This is a genomic window from Mycoplasmopsis mucosicanis (assembly GCF_006546935.1).
Taxonomy (GTDB): domain Bacteria; phylum Bacillota_I; class Bacilli_A; order Mycoplasmatales; family Metamycoplasmataceae; genus Mycoplasmopsis; species Mycoplasmopsis mucosicanis.
In genome coordinates, this window is sequence record NZ_SMDN01000001.1 from 16,982 (window position 1) to 33,536 (window position 16,555).

Annotated in this window: 15 protein-coding genes and 1 tRNA gene; 4 read left to right on the top strand and 12 right to left on the bottom strand. The window is 28.2% G+C overall.

Going from position 1 to position 16,555, the window contains the following annotated elements; translation table 4 throughout:
- Positions 1-10 precede the first annotated feature (10 nt).
- Positions 11-84 (top strand) — tRNA-Trp (locus tag E1I18_RS00075).
- Between the two features lie 114 nt (positions 85-198).
- Here the strand turns inward: E1I18_RS00075 and E1I18_RS00080 are convergent.
- From E1I18_RS00080 to topA, 8 genes are all read right to left on the bottom strand, one after another.
- Positions 199-600, bottom strand: coding sequence for a hypothetical protein (locus E1I18_RS00080; protein ID WP_141483574.1), 402 nt, complete (start codon positions 598-600; stop codon positions 199-201).
- A 124-nt stretch (positions 601-724) separates the two neighbouring features.
- The gene (locus E1I18_RS00085; protein ID WP_141483575.1) at positions 725-1,762 is read right to left on the bottom strand and encodes a ZIP family metal transporter; all 1,038 of its coding nucleotides are present in this window, start codon (positions 1,760-1,762) and stop codon (positions 725-727) included.
- An 8-nt stretch (positions 1,763-1,770) separates the two neighbouring features.
- Positions 1,771-2,352, bottom strand: coding sequence for a hypothetical protein (locus E1I18_RS00090; protein WP_141483576.1), 582 nt, complete (start codon positions 2,350-2,352; stop codon positions 1,771-1,773).
- 1 nt (position 2,353) lies between these two features.
- The gene (locus E1I18_RS00095) at positions 2,354-4,330 is read right to left on the bottom strand and encodes an MAG3240 family lipoprotein (protein ID WP_141483577.1); all 1,977 of its coding nucleotides are present in this window, start codon (positions 4,328-4,330) and stop codon (positions 2,354-2,356) included.
- Positions 4,330-6,435, bottom strand: a complete 2,106-nt coding sequence (locus E1I18_RS00100) for an OppA family ABC transporter substrate-binding lipoprotein (protein WP_141483578.1) — start codon at positions 6,433-6,435, stop codon at positions 4,330-4,332. Before E1I18_RS00100 ends, E1I18_RS00095 begins: the two co-directional genes overlap by 1 nt.
- The gene (locus E1I18_RS00105; protein ID WP_141483579.1) at positions 6,428-7,558 is read right to left on the bottom strand and encodes an ABC transporter permease subunit; all 1,131 of its coding nucleotides are present in this window, start codon (positions 7,556-7,558) and stop codon (positions 6,428-6,430) included. The genes E1I18_RS00100 and E1I18_RS00105 overlap by 8 nt, the downstream gene beginning before the upstream one ends.
- Positions 7,546-8,460, bottom strand: a complete 915-nt coding sequence (locus E1I18_RS00110) for an ABC transporter permease family protein (protein WP_141483580.1) — start codon at positions 8,458-8,460, stop codon at positions 7,546-7,548. The genes E1I18_RS00105 and E1I18_RS00110 overlap by 13 nt, the downstream gene beginning before the upstream one ends.
- Before the next feature lie 127 nt (positions 8,461-8,587).
- Entirely contained in the window at positions 8,588-10,405 is a 1,818-nt protein-coding gene (gene topA, locus E1I18_RS00115) for a type I DNA topoisomerase (protein ID WP_141483581.1), read from the bottom strand.
- A 320-nt stretch (positions 10,406-10,725) separates the two neighbouring features.
- Here topA and rpsF point away from each other — a divergent pair, with 320 nt between their 5' ends.
- The 3 genes from rpsF to rpsR are packed head-to-tail and all read left to right on the top strand — an operon-like array spanning position 10,726 to position 12,008.
- Complete coding sequence (gene rpsF / locus E1I18_RS00120) at positions 10,726-11,139, top strand: 30S ribosomal protein S6 (protein ID WP_141483582.1); 414 nt, start codon at positions 10,726-10,728, stop codon at positions 11,137-11,139.
- A 17-nt stretch (positions 11,140-11,156) separates the two neighbouring features.
- Positions 11,157-11,696 (top strand): single-stranded DNA-binding protein, encoded by a 540-nt coding sequence (locus E1I18_RS00125; protein WP_141483583.1) that lies wholly within the window; start codon positions 11,157-11,159, stop codon positions 11,694-11,696.
- A 9-nt stretch (positions 11,697-11,705) separates the two neighbouring features.
- On the top strand, positions 11,706-12,008 hold the full coding sequence (rpsR, locus tag E1I18_RS00130) for a 30S ribosomal protein S18 (protein ID WP_141483584.1): 303 nt from the start codon (positions 11,706-11,708) through the stop codon (positions 12,006-12,008).
- A 90-nt stretch (positions 12,009-12,098) separates the two neighbouring features.
- Here rpsR and E1I18_RS00135 read toward each other — a convergent pair whose 3' ends face one another.
- From E1I18_RS00135 to E1I18_RS00150, 4 genes are all read right to left on the bottom strand, one after another.
- A complete protein-coding gene (locus E1I18_RS00135; protein WP_141483585.1) occupies positions 12,099-12,761 on the bottom strand; it encodes a hypothetical protein in 663 nt (220 codons plus the stop codon).
- 133 nt (positions 12,762-12,894) lie between these two features.
- The gene (locus tag E1I18_RS00140; protein WP_141483586.1) at positions 12,895-13,353 is read right to left on the bottom strand and encodes a Sua5/YciO/YrdC/YwlC family protein; all 459 of its coding nucleotides are present in this window, start codon (positions 13,351-13,353) and stop codon (positions 12,895-12,897) included.
- Entirely contained in the window at positions 13,346-15,697 is a 2,352-nt protein-coding gene (locus E1I18_RS00145) for a UU173 family protein (protein ID WP_141483587.1), read from the bottom strand. Before E1I18_RS00145 ends, E1I18_RS00140 begins: the two co-directional genes overlap by 8 nt.
- Complete coding sequence (locus E1I18_RS00150; RefSeq protein ID WP_141483588.1) at positions 15,666-16,511, bottom strand: MAGa7180 family putative nuclease; 846 nt, start codon at positions 16,509-16,511, stop codon at positions 15,666-15,668. The genes E1I18_RS00145 and E1I18_RS00150 overlap by 32 nt, the downstream gene beginning before the upstream one ends.
- Positions 16,512-16,555: the final 44 nt, after the last annotated feature.

The window sequence follows — 16,555 nt, forward strand, 5'->3', positions numbered from 1 at the left end:
AATGAAATATGGGAGTTTAGTATAGTGGTAGTACTGCAGTCTCCAAAACTGCTTGCAAGGGTTCGATTCCTTTAACTCCTGCCAGATGTTTTGAACCAAAACACCTTTAAATTTAGAAAATAAAAAAATAGAACAATTCCTGAAAAGGATTCAATGTCTATTTTTTTATTTTGTCAATTCATTGAACAATATTATTGATTATTCCTGCAAACTAGTCTGATAAATTTCGTATGAAAGATGTTTATTTAAGCTTATTACATCGAGTAAAATTGCAGTTTTTTTAGCACTTAACTGTGCTTTTTTTGCTTCATCACTTTCATCTTGAAAAGTTTTTAACTTTTCAAGTTTTATAGCAAATATATTTATGATACTAATTACACTAATTCCATAAATAACTATTAATGATAATAAAAGTATAAAAACAAGGTATATTGTAAATCAAATTTTTGAATTAGTTTGATGAGTGGTTGAAAATGCAAATGGTTCTATACCTCTTGCTCAACACACAGCAATCAAAAGAGTTGCTAGAGTTGAAACTATAGACACTCAAAAATAGTTCTTTGCATGTTTTTTGTATTTGACATAATTATTTTGCTGCATAATGTCTCCGTTTCTACATATTATACATTTAAATTCATTACATATAATTTCCCAATATACTCATTTTTCAGTATTAAACGTAAAATTAAAAATAAAATCACTTGCAGAATTAGTGCAAGTGATACTATGTGCCATGTTTGTGGAATGATAAAACAATTATCGTGAACAATACTCCTAAAAAGAACATTGCAAAGGTTAATATTCATCGTTTTTTACCCATTCTATGATGGTAGAACTCAGGTAAAAATTCCATTATTGCAGTGAAGACCATTACAACACCAACTATTGCCATTATAACTGCTTTCAATGCAGGAATAGACTCGATAAAATCACCACCATAAAGTCCGATAAAAATAAAAGGAATTATCAATGATAGTGCACCCATTGAGTTTAATGCAGCAAATGTGCTCGATATACCCATTTCTCGTTGGCGATAGTAAAAAACAATCTCTTCAGGTATTGTGTGTAAAACAAATGAAATGAAAAAAGCTACTGAAATTGCTGAAACATTAGGATTATTTATCAAGTTCGCTAAACTTATTCCAATTAATAAGCCTTCCGGGATTCTATGCGAAAGCAATAAAATTAGTGCAGTTCACTTGTTTTTTGCAACCGCATTTGATTCATTATGCTCAATATTTGCAAGATCATTTGCGTTAAAAATATGATCTTCATGGTGGTGTTCATGAACTTCATCACCATGAGTGTGCTCTTCGCCCATTCCGTGGACATGAATAAACACTGAATTTTTTAAGTTATATTTCTTTTTGATTATTTTATAAACCAGTATTTTCACACCAAAAGCTAGTGTAATTCCAATTAATGCACCACCTCCAACACAAAGGATGTTGTAAATGTAAATATTTGCAGTTGGAATATTTTCACCTTTTAATCCAGCACCACTACTAGTTATTTCAATTGATTCACGTAAATATCCAAATGTTCCAAGAATAATAAACATTCCAGTTATAAACGAATAAAGATAAATTGAAAACTCTTTTTTAGGTTTTTTAAAAATTAGCGGTACAAATGTTGCAACAATTACAGGTATTAAAATCAATAATAAACTGATCGAAAATCCAAAAATAAATTTGGATACACCACCGCCTAATTGCAATGTTTCAGAGAGATAAGAATAAAATGAGTGTAATTTATTGTCCAAAATTTTCCTTAAATCTCAATTTCAAACATTTGTTTAAAGTAATATTGCGGTTTTGATGTATTGTCCTGATCAACGTTTTTAGAAGCAAATGAAGCTTCAAAATATAATTTACCATTTTCATAACCAAACACAATTTTAGGCTGCGTTGTTAGAAGCATTTGAAAAGCCAATACCTTGGTGCTTGGTTTAGAAATATCATTTAATTGTTCCTCATGAATATGTGAATATGAGTTTTTAGTGTCTCAACCTTTGTGAGGTCTTAATGCTGTAAGTTTAATAACAAAATTTCGCTTTATAAAATTATTGATTTTATTGACTAAATCTTTTGATGCGCCAGTATTTTCAATTTCAGTTTCAATATCTTTAATTTTAGGCAATAGTGTTTTATGTCTAAACTCTTGAGAGGTTTGATTTTTATATTCGATATGAACAGATCCAGGTTTTATTGACTTGTAATTTTCAAGACCTTCTAACTCATTTAGACGTCATTCGCCTTCTTTTTCAACAAAAGTGCCATCCAAAAAACAAGACGCAGTCATAACAACAGGTGAAAATGCAAAAACAGAAGCTAATAAGCTTAATTTTTTCATCTTACTCCTTCCAAGCAAAATAATCTATTATTTTATTTTGCTTATCATTAGTATTTTTGTCCTCTAAAATGTCTAAAATATAGTCCAAGTTAGAGCTTATTATATTATGTTGACTTATCTGTTTGTTAATCAAGGTTTTGTTGGTACCATTGAACCCATAAAATTTTATTACTTTTGAGCGATTTTTTTCGTTTAAAATTGATTTTCTTTTATTGTCTAAAAAATCAATTTTAAATGTTATTGTGCCTGGTTCTTCATCGACTTTAATACTGTCTTTGTCTATTGCAATATCATCAATTCATGTGTTTGAATCAGTGTTTTTACCAATTAAATATTTAAATAGATCAATACCTATTCCAGTCTTAAATTGTTCCCAAAAGTACTCATTTTTCAGTATTTTGTGTGCTTCATATGAACTAAAAGGTTTATTGTCAAAAAGAGATAAATCATCTTTAAATTTATAAACTTGAAGACTCAATAATTTCAAAAGTGCTTTTTCGAAGAAATCATTTGGATCAATAATTTGTTCTTTTTTAACTTTAAAGTCACCTTTTTCACGATTGATAGATACAAAGCCATATCTATTTTTATTATCATCAAAATCAAAATCTGGTTTTGTTTTATATTTTGCAAATGTGTGATAATGAGAGTTAAAATCTATCGAAAACCATTTATAAAATTTAGGTTGTAGATCATGAAGACGTTGTACTTCAACCAAAATTTCAATAAGAGAGTGCGATCCATCAAGATATTTATTATTAATTTTTGCTTCCTTTATTATGTATTTTTTGTCTATATTTTTGCGACTTTTAGGAACTTCAATTTCAAAATATTTGTTCAATTTATTATTGCTGGTGATTTGTGAATAATTATGAGTATCTAATGATCCATCATGCTTTAGAAACCATAAAAACGATCTTGCTGTTGCATGATTAAATTTTTTACTTGGGTTTACATAAAATTCGTATTGATTATCATGCAAGGAACGTTGATTTTTGTACATTAATAAAGTAATATCACCAATGTAGCCATTTACATACTCATTAAAAAGAACCTCATCCTCATCAATGTCAAGTGTTGAACTGAAATCGCTTTTTGTGTCATAGTTTCTAAAGACACTTTGAAATTTATTTTGCTCATAATTTTCTTTTGGAATTAAGTATCTAACCAATTCATTAACACTTGATTTTTTTGTTTTTGCAAGAACTCATTCTTTGTCTTTATATTTATTTAACAACGATTTATTATCTTTATCTAATAAATCAATTTTAATGATTGGAGCAATCTTATAATTAGAATTTTTGTTTTTATTTATAAGTCCAACCACATCAATTTTCACTCTCGCTATTGGTTTAAGGTTGCCGAAATTAAATCTCAAAAGGTCGAGTAAAATGTAATCTTCTCAGTATTTTATTTGCTCAGTGTTCAATTTTCAAGCATTCGCTCTAATTCATTCAGCAGGAATAAAGTTAGGATTTAATGTGTTATAAGCACTGTTTAAATTCTCGCTAGTTAATCTTTTTAATATGCTGTTTATATCGGGAGAGTCTACATCATCTTGTTCGAATAAATAATCTTTTTGTTCGAACAAGATATCATAATTAGTTAAATTTGTAGGTTCCGAATATGAACCTTTTATATAACTAAAATCATTTTGCTTCTGAATTACTAAATTTAACTTTTGCACTGGTTTTTGAGTAGTTTTGGTCAATTTAGAATTGTAATTTATTGCTATTTCATGATCACTAAACTTTATATCATTTGAAGTTAAATTTACTCCATTTATTGAGCTATAGATTGGTTGGTATTTGTTTATTAATTTAAGTTGCTCAAGTGTAAAAGTATCGAAGATATTTTTATTATCACTTAATTTATATGTGATGTTTTTGTTAATTTCTGCATTGAAAACACTATTGCAACTAATTGTTGCAATAGGCAAAGTTAATGTAGTTAATGCAAGATATTTAAGATTTTTCATTAGACTCCGTCTACCTTTATGTCTTCAAAATATATTAAATCATCATCTCTTGTTGGTTTAGTAAATCATGGTTGTAATAACTCATATTTAAAGTTATCTAAATCAATGTTTGAATCCAAGTCATAAGGAACTGAATACAGAACTTTTATCTCGTTTATTAGTTTAATGATATCGAAATAGCCTATCATTTTATGCACCTTAAAAACAAATAAATCAATATTTGCTTTGAATTGGTTAGACTCAATTAGCGAACTCAATTCATCAACATTTTGTTTAAATTTGTAATGAAACTCTGTCTCAAACATTTTTTTAAGTCTTGCTAAATAAGGAAATTTTTGTTCATCTATGTAATCAAGAGCAATAAGCAAATTATTACTTCTAGCACTCAAAATTTTAGTTAAATATTCTTGAGTTGATTTTGCATCTAAATCAATAAAGTTGTAGTCAGTCTTGCTTTTTTCATCATGCAAGTTAGTTAATTTAAATCGCAGTCTTTTATCAATATTATTTAATAAAATTTCTATTTCATTGATTAAATTAATGTCTAATTTTGTTGTTTCTATTGGAATGAAAATATCAATAGGTGCAGTAATATTATTGTTGTTTAAAAGCTTTGTTAGACTATCTTTTATTTTACCAAAATACACATTTTTGAGTTGTTCTCGTAAATTTATGTAACTTTCATTTGTATAGTACTTGGCTTTATTTTCATCAGAATAATATTGAGTAATATCACCATTTTCATTAAAAATAATATTATTATTAACGTGGTCATAAGCATCTCTTATACGAACATAATTTGTGTTAAATGCATTTGTAATTTGTGCATCAGGATTAATAAAATTGTCATAATATTGTGTTTTGTTTGCAATGAAATTGATGCTAAATTTATTTAATATTTGAGTAATATTATTCCTAAAAATTAGTCCAGGACCATTGTAAAAATGTCTATACTGATCGCTTAATTTATTACTTTTTCCAAACATTAATTTACTAAAATCACTATCGTTTTGCTTTTTATCCTTGAAAAGAATGCTTAATTTTTTTGAGTTATTTTTTGTTTGTACAATATTTAATTTTGTTTTAGAATTTTGCGTTTTAAATGATTGAATTAGATTTTGCTGTTGCAAATTATTAAATGTTGAAATGTTTTGAGAACTTATAAGACCTTGATTATACTCATTTATTAAGTGAAGTCTGTGTGTCTCAATATCAGTCTTGCCTAGTGAGTTGTATTTGAGTATTACTGTCTTTATGTCACTGTTTTTAAGTGATTTATATTTGGTGTGTTTTGCATCATTTTTAAATAAATAATATGAGCCAGCATAATGATTTTCTTTATACGCGCTAAAAATTTTGTTATTCAATATTTCGCTCAATAAAGTATTAGGTTGTATTGACTCATTTAGTGTGAAAATTACTGATTTTTCAGTAGTTTTGGTCAAATTAAGAAGATCTTTAAAACCGACAAGACTTAAATAATTTAACTGATTAGAACTTAATTCTGCACGCTTGAATGAATTAATTACATCTGTAGGTTTTAAGTCATTATTTGTTATATTGCCTTTTGAATCGTATCATTTTTGCTCATTGAAAATAAACTCAATTTTAGACGCTGTTGATAACTTTTGTATAAAATTGTTTGAATTTATTGATCTTGGATTCTTGCTCTTAAGTGTGTAAAGATAATTTTGATAGCCACGATTTATGTCTCGAGGAATAAATTTGTTTGGTTTATCAAAAACATCATCATCGTCGCTATCAAAAAGATGTTCTTCACCATTTATATTTATCAATTTGATTGCTTTAATAAAACCAAATTTCATAAATTTAGCTGAAATACCTTCATGTAAAAAGTAATTGTTTAAGTAGTCGTATTTTGATTCGCCTATAAACTTATATCTTAAAAAATAGTTGCCTACTAGAGAATCGTGTAATGTATTTCTTGAACCAAAAACACCAGAAACCTGTGCAAAATTATCAATATTAGGGTTAGGTTTGTTATATTCAATCACATACGCGTCTTTAGAAACATAACTATTTGAACAAGCAACAATAGATAAAGGAGTTAGAAGTGCTGGTGTAAGAAATATTTTTTTAAGCATCTTGCCCCCTTTCATTAATGTATGCAGAGTTAAGTGCAAATGATATGGACTTCAAGGAGAATACAAAGGTTGAAATTAAAACAGTTTGAATGATTAGATAATAAGGATTATGACCTACTAAATTAAGTGATTCTTTGATGCTTGTTCCTATAGTTAAAGAAGTTGTATTGATATCAAAAATACTGATTGCACTATAACAAACAAAAATGATATTAATTTGTTCAACAATTTGAATTAATTGAGACATAAACACTGGTTTTAGAGTAGTTTTGGTCAAAATATCTCATTTAGAAAAACCGGTTGCTATGTTTGCATTTACGTACTCATTTTTGAGTATTTCTATAGATTTTTGATAAGCATTAATAAATAAAGAAATTGAGCTCAATGTACTAAATATTACTATCGCATTTACTACATTTATATCAAAGATCAAAAACAGTATTAGACTAATAAATAAATAAGGAATCAATGCAAAAGTTGTAAATATTTTTTCAATAGTTTTAGAGATCTGTTTATTCAAATAAACAGCAAAAAAAGATGCTAAAAAAGTTGAAAGAGTTAATGAAACAACTCCTGAGACTATTGCTATTAAGCAAACATAACCAATTGTATAGATCATTCTTGAGTAAATATCAACTCCATTTGAATTGGTTCCTAATAGATGAATATTAGTGTCATTAAAAAGTAAGTAGGCATTATAAGAAACGCTAAATGTTTGTAGGCCGTCCTTTTGGTCGATAATCCGTGATATTTTAACTGCGTCAGGTTGCAATTTTGCAAATTGTTGAAAGACATTTAATTCATCGGATTGAGGAAGCACAATGTTTTTTCAAGGGTTTAGACTAGAAGGAAGTTCAAAATTTAATGCATAAGCCTTATTTATACTTTTAAATGGACTTTGGTTGTAGAATAATGCACTGAAAATCAACAGTATAAAGAATAAAAATAACAAAATTAGAGTAGGTATACTTGATTTAATGCTAATGAATTTAGCTCAAAAACGACGTCAAGAAGAAAGCGGAATAAATGCATCGTGTTGAAGTAATTTTCGTGATGAAATACTCATTAATTGCTTATTTTTTGTTTTTTTTGCTGCAAATTTAAATGAAATTATCTTACTCATTTTATACCTCGCAGTCTAAAAACCTTCATATTCTTTTCAACATCTAAAGAATAGTTGACTAAATCAGAAATTGATTTAATAACAAAAACAATAGAAATATTAACTAAAATTGTATGCATCAATAAATTGAAGTAATTTCTATCTTTGAGATACTGAAAGATAAAAGATTGGCCTGGTATATAGAAAAATCGTTCAATAACCATACCAAATGAAATTAGGAAGATGTAGATATAAACAAAATTTTGCACACCTTGTGCTATTCAGTTTCTCACAATGACACTAAAAAATGTTTTTCTATTTGAATATGACATTGCAAGAGCATGTGTATAGTATTGACTTTGTATTATTTTTCTCAAAATAGGGTAGTTAAATGCAACAATCATAGGCACAACGACAATAATCAATGTTAAAATTGGCACCAACAATGATAGAATGGTTGCAGCATAATTTTCATAAAAACTATCAATATAAATAATTGGTAATTTTAATGAGTTATTGAGAATAATTAACAGTGCTCCTAAAATAAAAATTGGTATTGAACTAACTATAAAAACAATTGTATTTATTGATTTTAATCAATAATTTTGAGAGTTTTTGGCCAATTTATACGAAATTAAAAAACCAATAATGAAGCTTAAAATAAAACTTATAAACAAGATTACAAAACTTAATAGAAAATAAGGGTTAAATAAGTCAACAACACTTTTTTGTGTATCAAGTTGAATAGTTCCATAGTTGAATATTAGTATATTTGCAATATATTTAAGAGAATTAAGTAGTGAAAAATTATTTGAATAATGAATACTTAATGAAAAATGAACAAAAAACAATATAGCAACAATGACTATAAAATTTAAAATTATATTTTTAAATAAATAAGTAAGGTAATTTAAAAATTTCATTTAGTCCATTCTACATATATGAATATATTTATATTTTAATATATATATTAGTAAGTGATTATTTTTTTTGCTAGTGTATTAAAAAACCAAAAATACACGTTTTTGAGTACTTTTGGTAAATTTTTTACTATAAGCTTTTTGTAAATCTGCAATTAGGAAAATTTGAGCAACCAGCAAATTCAGTTCCTTTTTTCTTATTAACACGTACAACAAGTTTACTTTTACACAATTCACAAGGCTCTTCTAGATAAGGAATAGGCATTTCAGTCAAAATCATTTTTTCTTTTGCTTCTTCAAAAACCTTGCTATATCTATCTCAAAAGTCTTGCATAACAGGTCTATATGGTTTTTCATTACTTGCAATTTTATCTAATGCATCTTCAACACGTGCTGTATAGTTTTCCTCAATGATTGTTGGAAATGATTTGACAAGTTTATCAACAACTGTGCAACCAATAGGGGTAGGTCTCAATGCACCATTAATGTTTTTTGCATACTGACGATCAAGGACAATGTGAACAGTAGAAGCAAATGTAGAAGGACGTCCAACTTTGATCTCATCAAGAGCCTCAATCAATGAACCTTCACTATAACGAGCTGGTGGATTAGTTTGGTGATCTGTAATTTTGAATTCTTGCACATCAATGACTTGATTAGCAATGAAATTAGGGTCTATATTTTCTTCTTTGTCGCCCTTAACCACATAGTAACCATCAAAAAGAATTTTGCTAGCTATAAATTTAAATTTTAAGTTTTCTTTTGCAAAAATATAGGTCTTAGACATTCTTTGTGGCGGAGTTATTAATGCTTGTAAAGTATGTTCATAAATGAGTTTATAAATTTGGTAGTCATAGTTGTCTAGGCTGAATTTTTCTTTTGCTTTTTCAGGTGTTAGAGTTATGTCAGTTGGTCTTATTGCTTCGTGAGCATCTTGATCACCTGAAAAACCTTTAATATTTTTTGCAACATACTCATCGCCAAATTTTTCTCTAATATAAACTCGTGCATTATCTATAAAATTTTGACTTAAACGTGTGGAATCAGTACGTGGATAACTAATTAAACCGCCATCACCATAACCCTCATACAGATTTTGCGCAGCTCGTTGAGTGCTACTTGAATTAAATGGTGATTTTTTGTATAGTGTAGCTTGTTTTAAAGGCGTAATTGCAGCAATACTTTTTTTAGATTGTTTAATAGATTCTACAATTACTGATTTTGGCAAACTAAACATTTGCTCTTCAATTTGAGCTTTTTGTTCAGGATAAATTCAATCTTTTTCGCCTGATTTATTTGCATCATTGAAGTAATCAGCCTTAATATTTTCGTTTATCTGAGCATATGCCTTGTGGTAAAGCACTGGAACAAATGCTTCAATTTCTCTTTCGCGATCAACGATTAATTTCAATGCAATTGACTGAACACGACCAGCAGAAAGATTAGTTGGTGCATTACGAATTTTTTGTTTAAGTAGGTTAGATAAACTAAAACCAATTATTCTATCAAGCATTCTTCTAGCTTTTTGCGCATCAATGAGTGATTGATCTAGTTTTAAAGGGTTAGCAATAGAATTTAATATTGCATCCTTTGTAATTTCGTTGTACTTGATTCTTGAATATCTATTTAAACAATTTAAATATTTAACCAAATGTTCGCCTATTGCTTCACCTTCACGGTCAGGGTCAGTTGCAATGTAAATATGTTCTGCTTTTTTTGCTGCGTTTGAAAGTTTTTTGACTGTTGCTTTATTATTTTTGTTTGAATCTAAAATATAAACAGGTTCTCATTGTGCAATATCAACACCTTTTATAGGACTACCTTTTATGGTTTTAGTTGATAACTTCATAATATGGCCAACCGAAGCCATTACTTCATAATCACTACCTAAATATTTTTGAATGGTTTCAACTTTATTTGGTGACTCAACTATAACTAATTTGCTCATGCTATTAAATTTACCACAATTAATTAGATAAATTTAAAAAACACAAAAAAATGATTTTTTTTGCTTAAATAAATTTCATTTTTTTTGAACATTTCAAATATTTTTTTTAATCAGCATAGGTGTTTTTTTGTTCAACAATCTCTTTATAAAATGTTTAAAAAGTACTCAAAAACGTGTATATTAGTAAAAAAATAAGAAGCTAAAATAGATTAAAAATCAATCAATATTGCAATCTATTAAATATAAAACCTTTTGATATAATTGACAAGAGTAAATTTTACTCCTTGGTCAAATGACCCTGATGTCCAAAAGGAGGATGTATGCATAAATATGAAATTATGATGATACTAGATCCTAAAGCAAACCACGAAATTGGTTTTGAATTAGTTGAAAGTGTCTTCGGAAAATCAAACATTTCAAAGGCTGAAAAATTAGAAAACACTAATTTAGCATATCCAATTAACCATTCAACTCAAGGACAATATCTTTTAATCGAAGTTAATTCAGAATCAAAATTAATCGCTGAATTCGTTCGTCGTTCAAACATTTCAAAAGAAATTTGAAGACAATTGGTTATCAATTTAGATAGCGAAAAAGGTTTTGGAAAACCACGTAAAGGTGTTAAAGGACCTAAAGCATATCTAAAAGACAAACCAAGAACAGAAAAAAGAATTATTAAAAACGACGACACAAAAGAAACCAAAAAAATTACAAAAAACATTAAAGAACAATAATATGTGAAAGGCAAAATATGAATAAAGTTTTATTAGTTGGACGCATCGCAAATGATGTTAGAGTATTTAGTACACCAAGTGGAATTACTTATGCACGTACATCTATTGCAGTTGCAAGAAGAACAAATTCAACTGAGCCTGTAACAGATTTTATCCCTGTGGTTGCTTGAAGAGCGACTGCTGATTACTTGGGTAAAGTATTGTCTAAAGGTTCATTAGTTTCAATTGAAGGTTGATTTACCACTGGAACGTTTAGATCTCAAAACGGTGAAACAGTAAGAACATATGAAGTAACAATTGAAAACTTGCAATCATTGGAAACAAGACAACAAAGAGAAGCAAGAGAAATAAATTCACAAAATAGAGCAAATTCATATTCAAACCAAACATCTAATCAATCTAAATTTACTGGAGCAACACATCAACAAGCAAATAATTTTGCTTCAAACTCATTAAATGAGCGTGATACGCAATATACAGAGCAAAACCAAAATATCCCTGTTAATAATAAGTTTGTAATTGATGATTTTGATGGTGTTGAAGATAATTTAGACTAGGGAGGAATAATGCCTAAATTTCGTAATAAAAAACAAGGTTTCAACAAACGTCGTAGAAGTTTAATTGAAGAATTAAACCTAAATTACATCGATTATAAAGATATTGATTTATTAAGCAAATTTGTTACAGGAACTGGACAAATTAAAGCTAGATCTTTAACTGGTTTATCAGCTAAAGACCAAAGAAAAGTTGCAATGGCTATTAAAAGAGCAAGATTTATGGCTCTAATGCCTTTCACCAAAGAACGTGTGCGTGTAGTTAACAATCAACACAACAATTCTCAACAAGCACAACAAACCACACAACAATAATAACTTAATATTTTAAGTAGACAAAAATAGACTCAAATCATGTTAGATTTGAGTCTTTTTTATTGTATAAATTAAATACGCGTAATTAGACTAGTTTTTTGGAGACTTTGAGCATTTTTTTGCTTTGACAAATACAGGGTTAGTAAGGTCATATTTTCTAGACATTTCAATCAATTCTGCATAGTTTTGTTTAACTCATTCAGAATCTTTTTTATCTCAAACAAAGTGGTAATCATTGATAAAAATGTATTCAAGATCGGCGGTATTGTCTGGAATTTGATTATAAATTTTTTTCAATTTTAGCTTATCTGCATCACTAATATCATTTTTTCTTATTGACATGTCTGCTCGACCAAATTTATTTTTTCAAAAATCGAATTCATGCATTTGTTCCATAAAGTCGAAGTTTTTGCATGTTGATACATAATAGAATGCTTTTTCTAGAATTTCATAGGTTTTTGGATTTTGTGCATCAGAAGCGTTTAATACATAATCAACAAAGTCTTCATCGCTTTTTGATACGAAGTCTCTGTGCACGCCTGTATAGATAATTCCATATTGATATGCTCTAAGTTTGTTAAAGTCACCTATTGCATCATTAGCTATTCTAAATAAGTTGACCATAACAAGGAAATTTAATAATTTTATTGAGTGTTTTTTTACATAATTTAATAAACCTTGTTTTGAAAGGTTTAATTTTTTCATATATCACTTGATATATCTTGCTTGTCATTGGTTTGTTTCTAAATTCATATTTCCTCCTCAATGAAAATATGAATAATTATTAACTTAAGATTGCATTTGTGCTTCATAAATTTTCATTTAAGGCAAAAAAAATCAACAAAAAACACATAATTGTGGAAATATTTTCAATTATGTGCTTAATTTAACGTATTCATTGATGAGTGTCTAAATTATATATTTTGCTAGCTTGGCCACTAGGTTGACCAAAATCATAGACATTGGAAATTTGAGGAAAAATGCTTGCTGCTTGTGAAATTTCAATAGGCGCACAACCTGAAATATTTGCACTTGTGACATACATTGGACCTTTATCTAATAAAAAGTTGATAAGTCCTTGTTGGTTTGGCATTCTAAATCCTTGATTATTTACAACAATTGAGTAATTACCCGGTCAATATTTTTTAGCAAACTCATCAGCCTCATTATTTCATTGTTTAAATTTACGTGCTTGTTCAATTGAACCTACTAAGATCATTATTTTTTTGTTTGCTGGTCTGTGTTTAAGAACATAAAGTTTTTTTAATGTTTCATCATTTATTGGACCGCCTATTCCACATACAGTGTCAGTAGTGGTTATGAAAATATCTGCATACTTATTCATTTTGAGTACCTTTAATGAATAACTTTTTGTTTTCAAAATCTAGTTCAATTTCTTGATTAGAGTGAATTTTGTACTCTAAATCGTGTATATTAGGAAATACATTAGCAACAAGACCTAAGACAAATTCATAAACAACAATCATTGCAACAACATCATTATGGCAATATTCTTTCAATTTATCACTTTTTGCTGCTCATTCTAAGTCTTTAGTTGTATTGTTTGCACGACTTATTGCTAATTCAAGAGCCATTGAACCATTTTTTATTTCAAGCGTAGCATACTCTTTAATTTCATTTTTGTATTTATAGCCTGATTTAGTGATCAATTTTTCTAATTTTTTTATGCTTGTAAATCCTAGCAGTTCCATTATCCTGATTGGTTTAAGACTTTTATCTGCAAAAAACGCATTTTTGTATGAAGAACATAAGTCTAAATATTGTCGCTGAGAACCTGAAAAATTAATAAAATCAAGTTCAAAGATTGGTTTGTGATATTGATTATGCTTAATGTAATTAGATGTAAAAAACATTTCGCATCCAGCGTTTTTTGAGAAGAAATCAACTAAATCTATTGTGTTGGTGTTTATATGTTTGACAATACTATTAAATTCGAGTCAAGAATCTATACCTCTTTGTTGCATTTTACTAATAAATTCAATGTTGCCATTATCATAATATTTTTTAACAAGATCTCTAATTTCTCAGTTACGTGTATTTTCATAGTTTTTATTAAATACTACGTATTTGTGTGCTTTATTTTGATAAACAGCAAGAATCACATCAACAAGATCAATTAAATTTATATTTTTAGGGTCTTTTAATATATCTTCGGAGTGAATTTGACGACCATTTTGCGTAACAATTATTGAAACTTGGTGAGGAATTTGATTTCATGATTTAAGATTATCAAATAGAGGAACTAAGGAACTTACCCCCTCATAGTCGTATCAAACAATTCTCTCATCCTTAATCATTAACAACTTCAATAAGTCAATAGCATCCTTTGTAAAGTAGTTCGGAAAACTATATAACTTATCAACAATTTGTTTATGTTCATCAATATATTGTTGAGTTAATGATGTTCTTAAAGATTTTCCAGTACCGTTATTGCCTGTTGAATATAAATATTGAGTGCCTAAATAAAGATTTTTTATTTTTTGTATTTCTGGATTTTTACCTCAAGGTGATATTGAATCCACAGTGCAATCAAAAACGTATTCATCGCCTTGTTTAATAGAATAAGTAGGCTGTGCAATATCTCTTGCTTCTATTATTTTTTCAATAATTTCATCAAAATCGTCAAATTCTACAGATACTTTTTTAATATCTATTTTTTTGTTATCGTTGTAGTACTTTTTAAGATCGCTTATATTAGCATTTTTTCAGACTTTACCTTCAGTTATTGATGCAAAGACAGTTGGAATAGCGTTCTGTGATGTTAAAGCAATCTCCATTGCCTGACCAGAATTAATCATGCCACGCATTCTAAGTTCATCATCACTTTTAAACATGTTTTCACCATCTCGTTTGACACCAGAATTAGAATTTGATGAGTTGCAGCCATGAATAACATTGAAAGGTATGATCTCTTTTTTATAACTGTTTAAATCTCAATCGAATACAATAAATTTTATTTCTTTTACATCAACATTCATTTTTGTTGCAATTTTGTAGGTAAAAAATGCATTTTGATAATCAGAAAGAGATGTTTTATCTTTTGTTTTAAAGAAATAAAGCGATTTGTGTTCTTTGCAATATGCAAAACAACTTGATTTTGGTAAATAATTAATACCATTAGCACTTTTATGTAAATACACAAAAGCAGGGTCGATAATCATTTTTTTTGTATCATTTTGTATAAATTCATTGAAATTTTCTCCAATTTGGTGGAGTTTTTCAACTGGATAAATACGCGAATTGAAATAAATTTCATCAAAAGTTAAATTATGATTAGCAACAATAAAATCTACTGCTTGCTTTTGAGCTTTCGAAAACATCCCCATATTTTCGCTTTTATAATTTCACTCACTATTTAAAAATAGTTTAAGTTCTTTTGAGTGATAGTGATTAAAAAGTTCATCTTCAAGAGTGTCATCATCGTCATCAAAATCGCTAAATATAGACAAATCATGAGAAGTCAGATTATTAAAAGAGTTATTGTTTTGATCTAAATCATAAAGTTTAAAACCATTTGCATCAAGATTTGGAATGTATTCAATATCTCCATCTACATTTCGCTTAGCTCAAATAAAATAAGGTTGTGAATTGAGAAATGTACGAAAATGACTTAGTGTGATTGGTTGTGCTGTAGTTTTATCTAACTTGGCTAAAGTCAATATCTTCATCGATGTCCCCTAATCTTTTTCAACGGTTAAATAATTGTTCTCATTCCTGTTCGTTGTGGCACTCTAGATATTCAATTACCTTGTAATCTCTTCTTGCATCATATTGTGGACTAATTCCAGTTCTTGAATAATGAGTAAAAAAGTCAGTTATTTCTTTAATATCATCTTCAACCTTAGCTTTTTCTATTGTAAAACTATAAATACCAATGTTTCTTTGCGTAACATCAATAAGTTCTGGTTTTGCATAATCTTGCTCTTCAAGAAAAGCAGCAACAATTGAATATTTGTTATATCCTAATAGGTAAGCATATAATTGAGCCTGTTTTCGATAATCTAAAGGCACTCCTGAATTGTTGTTTTCTTCTCATATTGCTTGTTTTTTTGCTTGTACAGCTTTCATTTCAAGAACAATTTTTTTAGAAGGAATAATTCCATCAGGGACTCCACCTAAAATATCATGGACACCTTTAAAATAATCATAACCGACTTTTGCTGCTTCAATGTGTTGAATATCTAATGCAGGGTTTGCTTTTTTCATCTCTTCAAAAATTTTAGGTTCAACCGCTTCACCAGCAGCAGTATATTTCTTCTGAAATAAAGGAAGTGAAAGTCTAGTCATGTGTAAAAATGCTAAAAATTTACCTTTATATGCGTCTGTTTCGAAAATATTTCCGATCGATGAACCTCCGAATTTTTTAAAACCTTTAGGCGTCCCTACAGGGGCTGATAATAGTTGTTCATGATAAAAATCTCTAAGTTTTAAAGTCTGCGAAAACTTGTCTAAATCATAGTGTACACCATTGTATTTTCTCATAATTCTCCTATATTTTTTATATATAAAAAATATATACTAATTTT